The following is a 17,332-nucleotide window of genomic DNA, read 5'->3' on the forward strand; positions in this document are numbered from 1 at the left end:
AATTTTTTAATTTAAAATATTGGATCTTCCGCCATCAATAGTTATTGTTGTGCCAGTTATCCAACTGCTTTTGTCAGACAGTAAGAATAATGCTAAATGTGCTATATCTTCTGGTTTACCATATCCTAATGGGTATTTTTTTCTGTCTACTATAATTGCTTCCGCCGATACTTGTTTTGCAACTGATTCTGTTAGTGTAGTTTCTACTTGCCCTGGGGCTATACAATTTACTCTTATGTTTTGTCCTGAAAGTTCCGATGCAAATACTTTAGCACTTGAATTTAATGACGCTTTGGTAGATGAATAAATAAAATTTCCTTTCATTCCAACTTCTCCAGCTATTGAACTGATGAAAATTATTGAAGCGTTTTTGTTTATAAGTTTCTTTTTCAATAGTTTAGATATTATCAAAACTATTGAATCATAGTTTATAGTGCGAATTTTATTCAATAAATTCATATCCAAAAACTTAATGGGTTGCAATTGTACAATTCCTGCAGCATGTACAATTCCATCAATTGGAATTTTTATAATTTCGATTAAATTTTCTAACTTATCCAGATTTTCTAAATCATATAATACCCCCTTAAAATGAATTCTTTTTGTCATTTTATTGGCCAAATCGTTTAGTTTTTCTTGGTTTCTACCCACTGCAATAATATTTCCATTAAAATTTGCAATTTGCATACAAATTTCATATCCTATTCCTGATGTAGCGCCAGTAACTAAAATTGTTTTTCCAGAAAAATTTATAAATTCAATCATGAAATAGTTTCTAAATATTTTTTATGAAATTGTACAATTCGTTTTTCTTCGGTTCCTAAAAAATAGGTTTGATTCACAAATGGCATATTTTTTTGTACTTGCTCCAAAACCACTTTGTCTTCTAAAAGTATTTTATTTATACTTATTTTAACCATTTCTAAAAATGCATCATGAATTGTTTTTTTTGGTTCAAAATCATTTTTAAATTTTGAATCATAAAAACGTTTTCTTAAAATCGTTTTTTCCGAATTTATGGGCAAAATATTTCCCACATAAATGCTCGTTGCTTCTGTGGAAGAAATTAATAAATTTGGAAAAATGAAATAATGTCGAAAGGTTTCATGTTGAAATTCACGATTTTGCAAATATTTTAAAATTTTGTTTTCAGTAGAAGCATCATCAATTTTAGGATAATCTGCTACGGAATGTCCGTTATAATATTCATCATTAGCTTCGGGTTTTCTACAAAATCCCATTCCATAGAGGGTTTCTTGATGAATAGCTGGACAATGATAGGCTTCGATTACATTTTCGACAACAATTTTCCAATTAATCTTTTGAACGTCGTCATCAAAATAAAAATTATTATTGATCGCATTGCTGATCTCCAGAAGTTTAAAATAAAAAATTCCCAAATACGATTCAATTGTTGGTGCATTTGGATTGAGTGTAAAAAATATAAACTTACCCACTTTTGCAAGCGATAATGATTTGACTTTTAAACAGTTAAATTCATTACAATTAGTATCAAATGTGTGCTTTTGCGGAATTGTTTTTGGTTTTCCGTCCTTGTCGAAACTCCAATTGTGGTATTTGCAAATAAAAATACCGTTGCCTTTGGTTTCGGTATGGATTTTATTAAATCGATGCGGACAAATATTTTGAAATGCTTTTAATTCGCCTTTAAAATTTCGTATAACTATTGGATATTCAAATATTTCTAATGTTAGATATGAATTGTTTTCAGTCAAATCGCTTTCCATTGCTGCAAAAATCCAATTGTTTGAAAATATTTTTTCAAATTCAATTTTTTGGATTTCAATACCAAAATATTTCGATGGATGGATTAATTTTTGACTTTGCACTACAAATAACTCATATCAAATTGAACTGATTTTTCGATTTTCATTGAAACTGCTCCCCATGATAATCCTACGCCAAAGCCACACATTACTGTAGAAATATCATTTTCGAGTTTAATTTCGATAAAAGTTTGAACGATAGTTAATGGAATAGATGCACCATTAGTGTTTCCAAAATTTTGTATCGAATTTGGTGTTTTTTCTTTTTTGGCTTTTACTTTTTTACGAATGGTTTCATTCATAAATAAATTGGCTTGATGCAGAAAGAGATAATCAACATTTTCAATGGTTTGATTGGTATTTTCTAACAATTCAATTATTGATTTTGGAGCAATTTTTATAGCAAAATTAAATACATCTATTCCTCTTAATTGCAAATCAATATCCCGCCTTTTGCCAATGCTTTCATCTTCAAAATCAATATTTTGAAACAATAATGAAGAGGAATTTGTTCGGTTTCTAGCTCCGCCGTCATTTATTTTTATGGCTTCCAATCCGCTTCCGTCTGAACCAATTATAAATGACCATTTTGAAGGGTTTTTGTTTTGATATTCAATAGCTGTGACCGTTCCTGCATCGCCAAAAAGCGGGTAAACACTTTTGTCATACTCTGACGTATATAGACTTATGGTATCTCCAACCATCAATAAAGCTTTGTTTAAATTTTTATTTTGTAATAAATTGGAAATTAAATTTAAGCCATAAATATAACCCGAACAGCCCAATGAAATGTCAAGACAAAAACAATTTTGAGACAATCCCAATCGATTTTGCAATAAATTTGAAGTTGCTGGTAGTATGTAATCTGGTGTTTGGGAAATAAAAATTAACACATCTATTTCGTCTTTTTGCCAATTTAATTTTTGAATAATATTTTTTGCAGCTTGTAAGCAAAGATCTGAAGCACATATCGTTCCGTCAGAAATATGGCGTTGTTTGATTCCTGTATTCTGTTCAAAAACTTGAGCTTCTTTTTTAGAAAAAATTTCTAAATCGGAAGTTTTTTGAATTTTTTTAGGAACACAGGCTGCAATTCCTTTAATTGATATATTTACTGCCTCTATAAATGCCATTGGTTTTTATTTTGAAACTATTGCATATAAATCTGCTACAGTTGTTGTGGTTTTAAAATCATTTGCCGATAAACTAACTCCGTAAGAGTCATCAACAAATGCTATGACAATCAATGCCATCATTGAGCTCCATTCGTCTAAATTTTTATATTCAGTATCAAAGTTAATTAAACTTGGATCTGTATCATCAAATTGTTCTTGAAAACCATGTAAAAATTTTTCTTTTTCCATTTTTTATCTGTTTAGAATTTCTTTTATTTTTAAAGTTTTTTTCCTGTAATTTTCTGGTTTTAATATAAAAAAGACAACTTCATCAGTGCTTTTTTCTTCATTTTTTATGCAACCTTGTGCTATGCTTGATGAAATGGCTTTTTGATTTGTAGCTTTTACTTGAGAATAAATATGATCTAATTTCAAATCATCAAAAATATAATCATTAAAACATAAAACTATTCGAGCTACAATATCAGTGTTTTCAAAGTCTGAAGATGCCAAATAAATTCCACCTTCGCCTACATTATCTATTATATTTTTAACATTGATTAATCCTACAGAAACGTTATTATAATTGGCAACAAAATAATAGTTTTGATTATTATTAATCGTTTCAAACCATTTTTGTTGCATTTCTTCGGTAATAAAATCAGTATAAAGCATTTTGCTACTTACAAATTCTGAATTTCGCCAATTTCGGAGCATTTCCAAATGATTTTTATCTACTCTTTCTAATGATATATTATAATTTTTAATTTTCATACTGCTTTAATTTTTAATTTTTTATAATTTTATCAATGATATATGTAGGTCTGTTTTTAGTTTGCTCAAAAACCTTTCCTACATAAATTCCTACAACGCCCACTACAGTAATTATTATACCTGATAAAAACCATAAAGATATTATAATAGAACTATATCCTGAAACTTTTATGCGATCTTCTAAATATAAATAAATATTTATTATGCCCCCTATAAACGCCAAAAAAGAAATTAGCATCCCAAATTTTACAAATATTTTTAAGGGCTTATTTGAATAGGAAATAATGGCGTTGAATGCGAGCGACATAGATTTCGATAAACTATATGAAGAAGTTCCGCTATATCTGTCGGCATGCTCTACAGCAATAGAAGTTGATTGATAACCAACATGATTTACAAATAAAGGAAACGCTTTGATGTGGTCTCCTATTTGTAGAACTGCGTCAATGACTTTTTTATTGTATATTCCAAAGTTTGCAATTTCATTATTAAAATGAATATCAGCTAAATAGTTGAATATTATGGTGTAAATTTTAGATGCTAATTTCTTAAAAAAGCCATCTTTTCTGTTTTCTCGTCGTGCCAAAACTATATCAAAGCCTTCAATGGCTTTGTTGTAGATTTTGACAATTTCTTTGGGCTGGTCTTGTAAATCACAATCCATAACTACAATCCATTCTCCTTTTGCTTCAGAAAGTCCAGCCATTATTGTAGGATGTTGCCCAAAATTTCTGCTTAATCTTAAGCTCTTTACTTCAGAAAATTTTGAAGAAAGTTGCTGCATAACTTCCCACGAGTTATCTGGACTTCTATCATCTACTAGTATAATTTCATAAGTAACATTCATTTGGCACATCACTCTTTGAATCTCATCTACAAGTTTTTCGAGTATTTTTTCAGCTTTATAAACTGGGCTTACTATTGAGATATGTGGTACTTCTTTCATAATTAATTAATATTTCACTGTAACTATTATCCCCATAATAATTAATCCTAATCCTAACAATTTACCAATACTAAAGGTCTCTCCTAAAAATAGTATTCCAATTACAAAAACCAAAGCTGGTGCCAAACTCATAAAAGGATAAGCTTGGGTAATTTCAAACTTGGTCATGGCTGCCATCCAAAAGAGGGAAGCAATAAATGCTGAAGCAAAACCAGAGAATATAAAAGGATCAAAAATTAGCTTAGTTAAATAGACTATTTTTTCTGAAAATCCTTCCGGTAAAATAACTTTCAGTCCTGACAACCTCCATTTCAATACGATTTGTCCGTAAACTGTAAAAAAAAGTGTGCCGAAAATGTAAAAATAAGGATTCATAAGGTTTTAGTTCTTTAACATTTAAAACTATTAACTGCATTTATAACTATTGCAACTTCTTTATCAGTCATTACCGGGCTTATAGGCAAACTCAAAACTTCATTATGAATTGAATTAGTTATTGGAAAATTTAATTCATTCATTTCTTTATAAGCTAATTGCTTGCTTGCAGGTATTGGATAATGTATTAAAGTTTCGATTCCGCATTTGGTAAGATAGTCTTGTAACTGATTTCTTTTTGAATGTCGAATTACAAATAAGTGCCAAACATGTTCCTTATTATTTTCAACTTTTATAGCGTTGTTGCTTGAAAATGGCAAAACAACATCTTTATTATTTATTTTGTTTAAATATATAGATGCAAGTTGCCTTCTTTGTTGATTTTCGTTCTCAATATATTTTAATTTAATATCTAAAAAAGCAGCTTGCATTTCGTCTAACCTACTATTAAGTCCTTGATATTCATTAAAATATTTTTTTTTGCTTCCGTAATTACCTAATGCTCTAATAATTTCCGCCAACTCATTATCATTTGTAGTTACGGCTCCAGCATCGCCTAATGCTCCTAAATTTTTTCCGGGATAAAAACTAAAACCTGCAGCGTCTCCTAAAGCTCCAGTTTTCACACTACCATACTGAGCGCCAAAAGCTTGAGCATTATCTTCAATTATTTTTAAATTGTATTTTTTGGCTAAATCTTTAATTGAATTACTCCAACATACTTGCCCATATAGATGCACTATCATTATAGCTTTAGTTCTTGTAGTGATATTCTTCTCGATTAAATCAATATCGAGATTAAAGGTTAAATTATTGGGTTCTACTAAAACTGGCTTTAATTTATTTTCAGTAATGGCTAAAATGGAAGCTATATAAGTGTTTGCGGGAACAATAACCTCATCTCCTTCTGACATATACCCTAATTCGATATAGCCTTTAAGTATTAATCGAAGCGCATCTAAACCATTTCCTACTCCAATTGCATTTGATGAACCTATATATGTAGCTAAGTTTTTTTCAAATTTATTTACTTTTTCTCCCATCAAAAACCAACCAGAATCAATGACTTCCGAAGCAGCTAATTTTAATTCGTCTGAGTAAGTTGCATTAATTTTTTGAAGGTCTAGAAATTTAATCAAAATTAAAAACTATATTAAATATCATATATATAGGTGTCATAACAAACTCCTCTTGCACCAAAGCCTTCTTTCTGAAAAATTAAATTTTCATTCAGAACAGCCCCCATTTGTTCTGTTGATTGCCCAAAATCGAAAAAATCTTTATGATTGTATTTTTCATTTATTAGATTTTCAAATAATAAATCTAATGCGCCAATCTCTTTCCCTTTTTCATTTGCTGAAATGTACTGAACATGAACAACATTTTTCATTATAAAAAGAACACAACCCGCAATAACTTTTGAATCCAGCATACAAGTATAACCAACAATATTATGAGGAAATTTTTCATGAAGAAATGTTATCTCATTTATAGTATGTACTGGCTTTACTTCGTGATTTGCTATTAGGTTATCTTCTAAAACAGTCCAAAAGTCTGAAAAATTAGTAGTTTTTATTATTTCTACATTATTTACTTTAGCTTTTTTGAATCCTCTTTTCCGCAATTCGGTAAAAGGCAATTTATTATTTTGATAAATAGTTGATGAAATATTACAACCTATCTTCTGGGAATTTAATCTAAATAATGCATAAACATCTTCTTGTGATGGTAGTTTATGATATATATATGGAATTGACTTATAAATTACTTGTTTCAAACCATTCTTCTTTAAAAAAATGTTTATAGAATTAAAATAATTTATAACATCTATCGTTTTTGAATGTAATGATGTAATTAAACCTCCATAAGTTAATCCTTGATGAGAATAGAAAATATTATTTTCAATATTTCCTGGAATTACCGCGTCTAATTTACCCTTTCTATAAATCATTAGAGAAAAATCAACGAACTTATGAGAATGATACTCCATGAAACTTCTAAAAAAAATAAAGGAATCTATTCTTGAATTAGAAATAAAATAATCCCATTCGCTACTTCTTGATGATTCATATTTAATTATTTCAATCATAAATTAAAGAACTTCTTTTTATGATTTCCATTCTAAATAATTTTCATAATCTCTTATATAGTCTTCTTCATTAAAATCATGTGAGGCTAAGACCAAACAAATTGCCCCACTAGAAAAATTCATCTCAGACGCCCAAATTCCTGGAGGAATATGCAATCCTACGTCTGGCAAATTTAAAAGTACTTTATGTTTTGAAATACCGTCATCTAACAATACTTCAAATGAACCACTTGCTGCAACTAAAAACTGATGGCATTCCTTGTGAGCGTGAGCACCTCTTGAATCTCCTCCTTGAATGTCGTATAAATAAAAAACACGTTTAACGGCGAAAGGAATTTCAATATTATTATTTATTGCAGTAATGTGCCCATTTCTATTTCCAATTTTTGGTAAAACGATAGTATTACAATCACTGATTTGTATAGGAATCATTTTGATAATTTTTTAAACAATTCAAACTCCCTGACATAATCTTCTTCAAAAAACTCCTTACTAGATAAATGTAGACTTAGTGAATTTGTAGAGAAATTTTCCATATATCTCCATGTTAATTTGGGTAAGTAAAGCCCATAGTAAGACCTGTTTAAAGAAAATTTTTCTGTTTTGCCTAATAAATTTGTAACAATTACATCAAAGCTACCACTTAATGCAATAATGATCTCTTCCTGTGATTTATAAGCATGTCCGCCTCTTATCTCTCCACCTGGTATATCATAAGTCCAAAAAGTTCTTTTTATTTCAAAAGGAACATGATCAGGATTCTGAATAAAAGTTAAATTCCCTTTAGGGTCTTGAATTTTTGGAAACTGAATAATTCTAGGCGTATTAAAATCATCTTTAAAATCCATTTTTAAATTGATTGATTGATTTTAATTTTACCTAAAAATATACTAGCTTTTTTAACTCTAGTACTATTCATACTGATTGTTATAATACTTTTGATAACTACCACTGGTTACATTGTTTAGCCACTCTGAATTTTCTAAATACCAATCGATAGTTTGCTCTAACCCTTCTTCAAAAGTTACAGATGGACTCCAACCTAACTCCTTATTAATTTTATTAGCATCAATAGCATATCTCAAATCATGACCTGGTCTGTCTTTAACGTAAGTAATTAATTTTTCAGAAGTTCCTGTTGCTTTTCCAAGTTTTTCATCCATTTTTTGGCATAATAATTTAACCAAATCAATGTTTTGCCATTCATTAAATCCGCCTATATTATAGGTTTCGTGATTTACTCCTTCATGAAATACTAAATCTATCGCAACTGCATGATCTTTTACAAACAACCAATCACGAGTGTATTTTCCGTCGCCATATACAGGCAGTGGTTTATTTTGGATAATATTATTGATTAATAATGGAATTAATTTTTCGGGAAAATGGTTAGGCCCGTAATTATTAGAGCAATTTGTTATAACGTAAGGCAAACCATAGGTTTCTCCATAAGCCCTAACAAAGTGATCTGAACTTGCTTTGGATGCTGAATAAGGAGAATTTGGTGCATAAGGAGTAGTTTCTGTAAACAATCCTGTTGCTCCTAATGTTCCGTATACCTCATCAGTACTTACATGATAAAATCGCTTTCCTTCGAAATTATTATGCCATATTTGCTTTGCGGCATTTAATAAATTCATAGTTCCAATTACATTTGTTTTAACAAATGATAGAGGGTCAGTAATTGAACGGTCTACATGTGATTCAGCTGCTAAATGGATTACTGCATCGAACTGATGGTTTTGAAAAAGTTCGTTGATGAATTCCTCGTTAACGATATCTCCTTTTATAAAAGTATAATTGGGTTCGTTCTGAATATCTGCAATATTTTCTAAATTCCCTGCATAAGTAAGAGCGTCAAGATTATATATTTGATATTCAGGATACTTTTTTACAAATCTTCTTATAACATGAGAACCTATAAATCCAGCTCCCCCAGTGATTACTATTTTTTTCATTGTATGGAATACTTACTAATTAAATTATCTTATTTTTTTAAATGGCTTCGCCCTGTCAGTCACATTTATAACCAACTAGGACTTATAAACTTTACTTTAAATTATAGAATTTCTTCTTTTGTTAAAGTAATTAAAAAACCCAACTCTTTAAGAATTAACTGTAAACTATTTTTATTTATATGTTTTACTATACCTTCTTTGCCTTTAAAAGGACCGCTAGGAATATTTAAAATATCGCCAGTACTAATTGAAGTAACTTCAACTGAAGACATAACTCCTTTTAAACTTTCTTTTAATATTTCAATTTCTTCATTGCGAACTTCTGCAGGTTTTCCTAACCAAAATAGATACCTAACTACTCCCGAAACCTGAAACACATTTTGCCTTTCATAATCTTCTAAACAAACAAAAAGGTATGAATTAAAAAGCGGTATTTGCACTTTTTTTTTTCTATCAGACCATTGTTTTATTTGAGTAACTATAGGACAATATACAATTATTCCAAGTTTCTCTAAACGTTCGGCTACTTTTTTTTCATTTCGCGGCTTTGTATAAATGACAAACCAAGGCATATTTATATGTTTTTAAGTCGCTTCGTAAATTATTAATTCTTTACTATTTTGGTACTCATTTATATAAAACTTTATTTTTCGTTTTATTTTATTTTCAATCTTTATAGCTAAATTATCAATGTATATAGCATTTAAATCTTCTCCAATCAAAACAACTTCAATTAATCCGCTATCCTTACCGTTTGCATAATCACCAATCAAAACTACTTTTTTAATTGTGCCTATTCGTTGTAGAATTAACTCAACAATATCATCAATACCAATGTGCTGACGAACAATTTTTTGTATAATAGTAAATAGGGGATGTTTGGTATTAGCTTTATAGATTACTTTATTATTTATAGCTTCTTTCTCTAAAAAACCTGCCTGTAGTAAATTATTTAATTCTTTTCTGATGGAGTTTGTAGATTCATTTAGTTCTTCTGCAAGACCTCTTAAATATCCATCATTAGCAACGTTTATAAAAAACTTTACTAGGATACGAATTCGAGTTTTAGATGTAATTAAAGTTTCTAACATATCAAAGCTTGAGTAACAAAAGTACTCAATATTTTAAAAAAACAATTAATTCAAGAAAAAAATTACTTTTTCTTAATACAAGCTATATAAAAACAACAAAATCTTACTAATTTAAAAACAAAAATTTAATACTTAAAATCATTTAACGTTTGTATTTTACTATCCTTTACTCATTTGCACCACCGATGGCATTGAAAATAAATCCAATTTCAGTCATTTTTTTAGCATCTAAAATATTTCTACCATCAAAAACAAAGGCTGGCTTTTGCATGTTGTTGTATATTTTTTGCCAATCATATTCTTTAAATTCATCCCATTCTGTTAAAATGGCTATAGCGTGTGCATCTTTACAAACTTCATACGGGTCATTATAAACAGTTATCCCTTTTTTAATATCTTCAATAGATCTTGATTTTAAATAAATTAAATCGTTAATTATTTGTTTTTCTTTTACCCTAGGGTCAAACACAGCTATATTTGCCTGTTCGTTTAATAAAAAATCCGATACATTGATAGCTGCAGATTCTCTAGTATCATTAGTGTCTTTCTTGAAAGCCCATCCTAAAAATGCAATTTTTTTTCCAGAAACGGTGTTGTATAATGTTTGTACAATATTGTTAGAAAAACGTCGCTTTTGATGATCATTCATAATAACAACTTGTTCCCAATAATCGGCTACCTTATTTAAACCATAGGTTTTTGCAATGTATACCAAATTTAAAATGTCTTTTTGAAAACAAGAACCTCCAAAACCTACAGAAGCTTTAAGGAATTTGGGCCCAATTCTGCTATCCATGCCTATTGCTTTAGACAATTCATTAATATCTGCACCTGTCTTCTCACACAACTCAGACATTGCATTAATAGAAGATACACGCTGTGCTAAGAAAGCATTCGCTGTCAATTTTGACAATTCTGAAGACCAAAGATTGGTTGTTAAAATTTTCTCTTTGGGAACCCAATTTGCATAAACTTCAACCAAAGCATCGATTGCTTCTTGGCCATTAGTAGCATCCCCACCGATTAAGACTCTATCGGGATGTAATAAATCTTGAACCGCTGTACCTTCAGCCAAGAACTCAGGATTTGATAGAATTTGGAATTGAACACCATTTCCTGTATTATCCAATATATTCTTTACGGCTTCTGCAGTTCTAACAGGCAAAGTAGATTTCTCAACAACAATTTTATTTTCTTTTGCAACAGCCGCTATTTGTCTAGCACAAAGTTCAATGTACTTTAAATCAGCTGCCATTCCTTTTCCTAAGCCATAAGTTTTGGTTGGCGTATTTACCGAAATAAATATCATCTGTGCTTCATCTATTGCTTTTTCAACTTCAGTTGAAAAAAACAAATTTCTTCCTCTAGCCTCTGCTACTAAATCACTTAATCCTGGCTCGTAGATAGGTATATTATTAACATCTTCATCATTCCAAGCAGCTATTCTTTCTACATTTAAATCGACAACGGTTACCTTTATATTTGGACATTTTTGAGCAATAATAGCCATAGTTGGCCCACCAACGTATCCGGCTCCGATACAACAAATAGAAGTAATTTTCATATCAAACTTATTTTTTATTGTTTTTTTATTGTTTTTTATAATTTCCCGTCAGCTAGATTTCCTAAAACACCTTTAACATCATATAATATAGAATTTTCTTTTTTAATAACAGAATAATCTATTTCAGAGAACTCATTGTGAGCAACGCCAAGAATTATCGCATCGTATTTTTTTAACGGTAAAGTATTAGTAGTCACTATACCGTATTCATGCTTCACTTCCGAAGGATTTGCCCAAGGATCGTATACGTCTACAACAATTCCGTATTCATTTAACGCTGCAATGACATCAACGATTTTAGTATTTCTAACATCTGGGCAATTTTCTTTGAAGGTTATTCCTAACATTAACAAACTTGCCCCACTTACAACGACACCTCTTTTTATAATTAGTTTTACTACCTGAGAAGCAACGTACTCGCCCATACTATCATTAAGTCTTCTTCCTGCTAAAATAATTTCAGGGTGATAGCCCATTTCCTGTGCTTTTTGAGCCAAATAATAAGGATCTACACCTATACAATGTCCTCCAACTAACCCTGGTTTAAATGGAAGGAAATTCCATTTTGTTCCTGCAGCTTCAAGTACATCATGAGTATCTATTCCAAGAATATTAAATATTTTTGATAATTCATTAACAAATGCAATATTGATATCTCTTTGTGAATTCTCAATTACTTTAGCAGCTTCAGCAACTTTAATTGTTGGAGCTAAATGTGTACCTGCTGTTATAACTGATTTGTACAAATCATTCACTTTTATACCAATTTCAGGAGTTGAACCTGCAGTTACTTTTAATATTTTTTCAACAGTATGTTGCTTGTCTCCTGGATTAATTCGTTCAGGAGAATATCCTGCAAAAAAATCGATATTAAATTTTAACCCACTTACTTTTTCAAGAACCGGAACGCATTCGTCTTCTGTAACCCCCGGATATACAGTAGATTCATAAATAACAATATCACCTTTCTTTAATACTCTTCCAACTGTTTCACTAGATTTATATAAAGGAGTTAAATCAGGCCTGTTGTTTTTATCGACTGGCGTAGGAACGGTTACAATATAATAATTACAGTCTTTTATATCTTCTAAATTTGTAGAACATATTAATCCTGTAGCATTTTGTGTTGATTGCTTTAATAGAACAGACTCTAATAAAGATTTGTCAATTTCTAGAGTACTATCGATACCTGAATTTAATTCGTTAACTCTTGATTGATTGATATCGAATCCAACTACTGAATATTTTGTCGCAAACAATCTTGCCAACGGTAATCCAACATATCCTAAACCAATAACTGCTATTTTCATTTATAGAGAATTAAAAATATTATTTTTTTAAGTTAGACCAATACCATTTTACTGCTTCGTCCAATCCGTTTTGCATTGAAAATAATGGTTTATAGTTTAACAATCTTTTTGCTTTGTCTATACTGGCTAGAGAATGAGGAATATCCCCCGCTCTATTTGGACCATGGATTATTGGTAAATTTGCAATTGCTTTATCGTACTTTGAAAGTGATTCTTTTAGATATTTAACTAAATCATTTAATGTTGTTCTATCCCCGTAAGCAGTGTTGTATACGGTATTAATTGCATCAGAATTTGTTGTTTTTATTGCTAACTCATTCATTTGAATTACATTATCGATATAAGTAAAATCTCTAGAAAAATTCCCGTCTCCATTAATAACAGGGCTTTCGTGCGCCATTAATTGCATTACAAATTTTGGAATTACAGCTGCATAAGCACCATTAGGATCTTGTTTCCTGCCAAAAACATTAAAATAACGTAATCCTATGGTTTCTAAGCCATAACTTTTACTAAAAATTTCGGCATACAACTCGTTAACATATTTAGTAATAGCATATGGAGATAATGGTTTGCCGATATTTTCTTCTACTTTTGGAAGACTTTCAGAATCGCCATAAGTTGAGGAGCTAGCGGCATATACAAATCGTTTCACTTTTGAATCACGAGAAGCTACAAGCATATTTAAAAATCCTGAAACATTTACATCATTAGTTGTGATGGGATCATTAATAGAACGAGGAACCGAGCCTAAAGCCGCTTGGTGCAAAACAAAATCTACACCATCTACAGCTTTGTTGCAATCAGACAAATTTCTTATGTCACCCTCTATCAAAGTAAAGTTTTTATTATCAATGAATGAACTTAAATTGTGTCTATGTCCAGTTGCAAAATTATCTAAACAAACCACTTGATACTCTTTAGATAAAAAATACTCACAAAGGTTAGAACCAATAAAACCTGCTCCTCCGGTAATTAAAATTTTTATGTTTATATTCATTCTAATTTTATTTTTTTTTAATAAATCTTGATTTCATTTTATTAAAAATATTTTTGTCATTATCTTCTTCATGATACCCTTCAGCATAATTTCCGTAACCATAGCCATAACCATAACCATAGCCATAGGCCGTGCCGTATTTTGCTTTATTTTGAAAGCCATTAAATATAATACTTATATTCATTAACTCCCCTCTTTTAAGTCTATTGTTTAATAAAGTAATCATGTCTTTCTTGGTGTAATTCTGTCTCATAATGTACAAAATAACATCTGAATATTCTGCTAATTCAATAGCATCAGACACTAAACCAACTGGCGGTGTATCTAATATAATATAATCGTATCTTTTCTTTAATAACTCCATGAATTCCCGCATACTGTCACCAATTATAAGCTCAGAAGGATTAGGAGGTATAGGCCCTGATGTAATAACATCGAGATTAGGAATATGTGTTTTTTGAATTACTTCATCAATTGACTTCTGTTTAATGAGATAGTTTACAACTCCTATATCATTTTTGATTTTAAAATCGTCAAAAATCCTTGGCTTTCTAAGATCTAAACCTACTATTACTGTTTTCTTTTCACTTAATGCAAAAACAGTTGCAATATTTAATGAGCAAAATGTTTTGCCCTCACCACTAACAGAAGAGGTAATCATTAATGTTTTTGAGCCCTCAATTTCTTGTTTTTTATATAAAAACTGCAAAGAGGATCTAATAGCTCTAAACGATTCTGATAATGCCGATTTAGGCTTTTCAAAAACAGACAAATTAGAACTTCCATATTTGATTCCAACCACTCCTATTAAAGGAATACTTGTCAACTTACTAATATCTTCAGTATTAAGAATGGAATTTTCTAGAAAAAATATTATAAAAATAATTACTAAAGGTATAAGTAGTCCTAAAAATAATGCAAGAACATAGTTTACACTTGTATTTGGTCCTATTTTGCCTCCTCCAGTATCTTTAGCTGGATCTACAAAATGAATATCGGACAGATTTGCGGCTGTTGCAATTTCCGCTTCACTCCTTTTTTGTAAAAAAGTATTGTAAATATTATCGCTTAAATCATACTTTCTTACTATCTTAAGATATTCTTGTTTGTCGCTTGGTAATTTTTTAATTTTACTATCTAATTCTATAATTTTATTATTTACTAAAGCTAAATCATAAATAAGTGAACTATTTGCTGAAGCTATATTTTCTAACAAAACATTCTTTAAGGCTTCCATTTGATTGTCAAATTCTTTAAAAATTTTTTCGCTTTTAACAGAATAAGCTAATTCTGATCTCTGTGCCGATAAGGCTATTAATTTAGAAACATTAGTAACAACATTTGGATCCTCAATACCTGCTACTGTAGGAGCAGGAAGCCTAGAATAATCGATACTATTTTTTAAATATGATTTTAATGCATTGTAATATGTAATTTTCCTTTGTATTTCATCTTTATTTATTTCATAACCTGATAATTTAGAAGAAACTTCAACACCTCCATCTTCAATTTGAAGCATGTTATTATTTTTATTAAAGGATTTTAATTCATCGCCATTATCCTTTAACTGCTTTCCCATTAAAATCAGTGTACTATCAATGAACTTTATTGTATTAGTTGCAAACTGATTTTTTCTATCCAATTGTAATTTAATTAACATTTTTACTGTTGCATTCAAGTAATCTACCAATCTGTTTTTATTTGGTCCAATTAATGAAAGTTGCAAAATTGAAGATGCTTTAGCGTCTACATCAACACTTATGTTTTGGTACTTGGAAACAACATCATCAAAATCATTAAATCGAACAAAATATTCATTCCCATTATAAATCCCTGGATTATTATTAATCTCTAATTTCCAATTTATGAAAGGCAACGATACTTTTTCTCCAACCTTATACTTTTTTACAAATTCACCTTCAACAACAGAAGTGTTGCTGGTACTATTATCAGAATATCTAATGAGAGAAACACTAGAGTTTTCAAACTTTATTTTAATTTCATACTCCGATTCGCTTAAAAATTTTATTCCAATTAGACTATTTGCTAATTGGTCTCTATTTTTATCAATTTGTATACAAAAGGGAATTTTCCCATAAACATCTTTATAATTATATTTTCCTTGTTGTAAATAATCTATATAAAACTGAAGGTCATTTACAACAATTTCATTGTGTGATCTTGAACGTAATGTATTTGAAATAATCTGAACTTGATCTGATGTTCCGCCCCAATTAAAAACTAAATTTGTAGAAGCGGTTAAGAAAGGATTATTCTCCTCTTTTATTGCAATAGATGTTTCCATTGCATAAATTTTTTCTTTCCTAATATTTACTTGGTGTGCAATTGTTAAAGTAATAATTAAACTAATGATAAACCACTTCCAATAACTAGTGATTTTTATTAAAAATCCTTTGAAATCGAAGCTGTTTTGGCTTTCTAAAAAAGAAAAATCTTTAGTATCAATCATACTTTATTTAGTTTCTTAAAAGTAAAAAAGTTGTTGTTGCTAATGATAAAAGAGTAATTAAAGTACCCAAGGATTGAATTCCAGTAGTTCCTGTTCCCCAAGTTTTTTGTTTAAGTGGTTTTATATAAATATAATCGTTGGGCTGAATGTAAAAATAAGGCGATTTCATTGCATTTATATCTGTCAAATCAATGTCGTGCATTTCAGTACCATAAGGAAATTGCCTAATAACTGTAACCGCTTTTCTATCACCAGTTATAGTTATATCGCCTGAATTTGCAATTGCTTCTAGGATATTAACTTTATCTTGATATATTACTTTAGTACCTGGTATAGTTATTTCCCCATTAACAGTATATCGTAAACCTGCTAATTTAATAGTAACAAAAATATTAGCCTCTTTATTAAAATATTCTTCTGACAATTTTTTTTCAACTGTTTTTCTGACTTCATCTATTGTACTGCCTATAACTGAAACTTCACCCAAAACAGGAATACGAATATTACCATGGTCATCTACGGTATATCCTTCAAAGTACAATCCTATATCAGTTTTTGTTGCTATATTTGATTCTGAAGAATTGAACATGGCTACTAGTTTTTGATCTAAAGCCTTTATGGATATACTAACAACATCATTTACCTGCAACCTATATGGTTTTGCAACAATTTGATTTACAATAACATTTTCGTTGTCTTTTTTTTGCAAGTATATCAAATCATTTGTCGGCACACATGAAGTACACACAAATGCAAAAAACAAAAATAATTTTATTGATATTCTATTCATTTAGAAAAAAAATTGAAAACAAAGATAGGCTTTCATTTATTAATAAAAAAAGGTATGTATTTA

General features: G+C 29.8%; 19 protein-coding genes. All 19 read right to left on the reverse strand.

Annotation, left to right across the window (positions count from 1 at the left end):
• Positions 1-6: 6 nt before the first annotated feature.
• The 19 genes from ACFQ0S_RS03875 to ACFQ0S_RS03965 all read right to left on the reverse strand — a co-directional run bounded on the left by ACFQ0S_RS03875 (position 7) and on the right by ACFQ0S_RS03965 (position 17,269).
• Complete coding sequence (locus ACFQ0S_RS03875; RefSeq protein WP_379754129.1) at positions 7-765, reverse strand: SDR family NAD(P)-dependent oxidoreductase; 759 nt, start codon at positions 763-765, stop codon at positions 7-9.
• Positions 762-1,850, reverse strand: coding sequence for an aromatic ring-hydroxylating oxygenase subunit alpha (locus tag ACFQ0S_RS03880; protein WP_379754132.1), 1,089 nt, complete (start codon positions 1,848-1,850; stop codon positions 762-764). The genes ACFQ0S_RS03875 and ACFQ0S_RS03880 overlap by 4 nt, the downstream gene beginning before the upstream one ends.
• A complete protein-coding gene (locus ACFQ0S_RS03885) occupies positions 1,850-2,920 on the reverse strand; it encodes a ketoacyl-ACP synthase III (RefSeq protein WP_379754135.1) in 1,071 nt (356 codons plus the stop codon). Before ACFQ0S_RS03885 ends, ACFQ0S_RS03880 begins: the two co-directional genes overlap by 1 nt.
• A gap of 6 nt (positions 2,921-2,926) precedes the next feature.
• Positions 2,927-3,151 (reverse strand): acyl carrier protein, encoded by a 225-nt coding sequence (locus ACFQ0S_RS03890; protein ID WP_379754138.1) that lies wholly within the window; start codon positions 3,149-3,151, stop codon positions 2,927-2,929.
• Between the two features lie 3 nt (positions 3,152-3,154).
• On the reverse strand, positions 3,155-3,676 hold the full coding sequence (locus ACFQ0S_RS03895) for a GNAT family N-acetyltransferase (RefSeq protein WP_379754141.1): 522 nt from the start codon (positions 3,674-3,676) through the stop codon (positions 3,155-3,157).
• Between the two features lie 13 nt (positions 3,677-3,689).
• Positions 3,690-4,622 (reverse strand): glycosyltransferase family 2 protein, encoded by a 933-nt coding sequence (locus tag ACFQ0S_RS03900; RefSeq protein ID WP_379754144.1) that lies wholly within the window; start codon positions 4,620-4,622, stop codon positions 3,690-3,692.
• A 6-nt stretch (positions 4,623-4,628) separates the two neighbouring features.
• A complete protein-coding gene (locus ACFQ0S_RS03905) occupies positions 4,629-4,997 on the reverse strand; it encodes an EamA family transporter (protein ID WP_379754147.1) in 369 nt (122 codons plus the stop codon).
• A 14-nt stretch (positions 4,998-5,011) separates the two neighbouring features.
• Positions 5,012-6,136, reverse strand: a complete 1,125-nt coding sequence (locus tag ACFQ0S_RS03910; protein WP_379754150.1) for a DegT/DnrJ/EryC1/StrS family aminotransferase — start codon at positions 6,134-6,136, stop codon at positions 5,012-5,014.
• Positions 6,137-6,150: 14 nt separating this feature from the next.
• Positions 6,151-7,086: a GNAT family N-acetyltransferase gene (locus ACFQ0S_RS03915; protein ID WP_379754153.1), complete on the reverse strand. Its 936-nt coding sequence runs from the start codon at positions 7,084-7,086 to the stop codon at positions 6,151-6,153.
• 18 nt (positions 7,087-7,104) lie between these two features.
• Positions 7,105-7,518 (reverse strand): sugar 3,4-ketoisomerase, encoded by a 414-nt coding sequence (locus ACFQ0S_RS03920; RefSeq protein WP_379754156.1) that lies wholly within the window; start codon positions 7,516-7,518, stop codon positions 7,105-7,107.
• On the reverse strand, positions 7,515-7,934 hold the full coding sequence (locus ACFQ0S_RS03925; protein WP_379754159.1) for a sugar 3,4-ketoisomerase: 420 nt from the start codon (positions 7,932-7,934) through the stop codon (positions 7,515-7,517). The genes ACFQ0S_RS03920 and ACFQ0S_RS03925 overlap by 4 nt, the downstream gene beginning before the upstream one ends.
• A 63-nt stretch (positions 7,935-7,997) precedes the next feature.
• The gene (rfbB, locus tag ACFQ0S_RS03930; protein WP_379754162.1) at positions 7,998-9,044 is read right to left on the reverse strand and encodes a dTDP-glucose 4,6-dehydratase; all 1,047 of its coding nucleotides are present in this window, start codon (positions 9,042-9,044) and stop codon (positions 7,998-8,000) included.
• 101 nt (positions 9,045-9,145) lie between these two features.
• A complete protein-coding gene (locus ACFQ0S_RS03935; protein ID WP_379754165.1) occupies positions 9,146-9,616 on the reverse strand; it encodes a UpxY family transcription antiterminator in 471 nt (156 codons plus the stop codon).
• A gap of 12 nt (positions 9,617-9,628) precedes the next feature.
• Positions 9,629-10,135 carry an ArsR family transcriptional regulator gene (locus tag ACFQ0S_RS03940; protein WP_379754168.1) on the reverse strand — a complete coding sequence of 169 codons (507 nt, stop codon included), beginning with the start codon at positions 10,133-10,135 and terminating at the stop codon, positions 9,629-9,631.
• 166 nt (positions 10,136-10,301) lie between these two features.
• Positions 10,302-11,699, reverse strand: a complete 1,398-nt coding sequence (locus ACFQ0S_RS03945) for a UDP-glucose 6-dehydrogenase (protein WP_379754172.1) — start codon at positions 11,697-11,699, stop codon at positions 10,302-10,304.
• Positions 11,700-11,734: 35 nt separating this feature from the next.
• Positions 11,735-13,009, reverse strand: a complete 1,275-nt coding sequence (locus tag ACFQ0S_RS03950; RefSeq protein WP_379754175.1) for a nucleotide sugar dehydrogenase — start codon at positions 13,007-13,009, stop codon at positions 11,735-11,737.
• Between the two features lie 19 nt (positions 13,010-13,028).
• The gene (locus ACFQ0S_RS03955) at positions 13,029-14,009 is read right to left on the reverse strand and encodes an SDR family oxidoreductase (RefSeq protein ID WP_379754178.1); all 981 of its coding nucleotides are present in this window, start codon (positions 14,007-14,009) and stop codon (positions 13,029-13,031) included.
• Between the two features lie 7 nt (positions 14,010-14,016).
• Complete coding sequence (locus tag ACFQ0S_RS03960) at positions 14,017-16,479, reverse strand: exopolysaccharide transport family protein (RefSeq protein WP_379754181.1); 2,463 nt, start codon at positions 16,477-16,479, stop codon at positions 14,017-14,019.
• 7 nt (positions 16,480-16,486) lie between these two features.
• Positions 16,487-17,269 carry a polysaccharide biosynthesis/export family protein gene (locus tag ACFQ0S_RS03965; protein ID WP_379754184.1) on the reverse strand — a complete coding sequence of 261 codons (783 nt, stop codon included), beginning with the start codon at positions 17,267-17,269 and terminating at the stop codon, positions 16,487-16,489.
• Positions 17,270-17,332 lie beyond the last annotated feature (63 nt).

Origin of the sequence: Flavobacterium myungsuense (assembly GCF_042677265.1) — a bacterium.
Taxonomy (GTDB): domain Bacteria; phylum Bacteroidota; class Bacteroidia; order Flavobacteriales; family Flavobacteriaceae; genus Flavobacterium; species Flavobacterium myungsuense.

Coding starts and splice junctions, on each gene's coding strand:
- ACFQ0S_RS03890 (WP_379754138.1), bottom strand. CDS start 3,151: ATGGAAAAAGAAAAATTTTTACATGGTTTTCAAGAACAATTTGATGAT.
- ACFQ0S_RS03915 (WP_379754153.1), bottom strand. CDS start 7,086: ATGATTGAAATAATTAAATATGAATCATCAAGAAGTAGCGAATGGGAT.
- ACFQ0S_RS03950 (WP_379754175.1), bottom strand. CDS start 13,009: ATGAAAATAGCAGTTATTGGTTTAGGATATGTTGGATTACCGTTGGCA.
- ACFQ0S_RS03925 (WP_379754159.1), bottom strand. CDS start 7,934: ATGGATTTTAAAGATGATTTTAATACGCCTAGAATTATTCAGTTTCCA.
- ACFQ0S_RS03900 (WP_379754144.1), bottom strand. CDS start 4,622: ATGAAAGAAGTACCACATATCTCAATAGTAAGCCCAGTTTATAAAGCT.
- ACFQ0S_RS03895 (WP_379754141.1), bottom strand. CDS start 3,676: ATGAAAATTAAAAATTATAATATATCATTAGAAAGAGTAGATAAAAAT.
- ACFQ0S_RS03885 (WP_379754135.1), bottom strand. CDS start 2,920: ATGGCATTTATAGAGGCAGTAAATATATCAATTAAAGGAATTGCAGCC.
- ACFQ0S_RS03920 (WP_379754156.1), bottom strand. CDS start 7,518: ATGATTCCTATACAAATCAGTGATTGTAATACTATCGTTTTACCAAAA.
- ACFQ0S_RS03935 (WP_379754165.1), bottom strand. CDS start 9,616: ATGCCTTGGTTTGTCATTTATACAAAGCCGCGAAATGAAAAAAAAGTA.
- ACFQ0S_RS03905 (WP_379754147.1), bottom strand. CDS start 4,997: ATGAATCCTTATTTTTACATTTTCGGCACACTTTTTTTTACAGTTTAC.
- ACFQ0S_RS03875 (WP_379754129.1), bottom strand. CDS start 765: ATGATTGAATTTATAAATTTTTCTGGAAAAACAATTTTAGTTACTGGC.
- ACFQ0S_RS03945 (WP_379754172.1), bottom strand. CDS start 11,699: ATGAAAATTACTTCTATTTGTTGTATCGGAGCCGGATACGTTGGTGGG.
- ACFQ0S_RS03960 (WP_379754181.1), bottom strand. CDS start 16,479: ATGATTGATACTAAAGATTTTTCTTTTTTAGAAAGCCAAAACAGCTTC.
- ACFQ0S_RS03940 (WP_379754168.1), bottom strand. CDS start 10,135: ATGTTAGAAACTTTAATTACATCTAAAACTCGAATTCGTATCCTAGTA.
- ACFQ0S_RS03955 (WP_379754178.1), bottom strand. CDS start 14,009: ATGAATATAAACATAAAAATTTTAATTACCGGAGGAGCAGGTTTTATT.
- ACFQ0S_RS03965 (WP_379754184.1), bottom strand. CDS start 17,269: ATGAATAGAATATCAATAAAATTATTTTTGTTTTTTGCATTTGTGTGT.
- rfbB (WP_379754162.1), bottom strand. CDS start 9,044: ATGAAAAAAATAGTAATCACTGGGGGAGCTGGATTTATAGGTTCTCAT.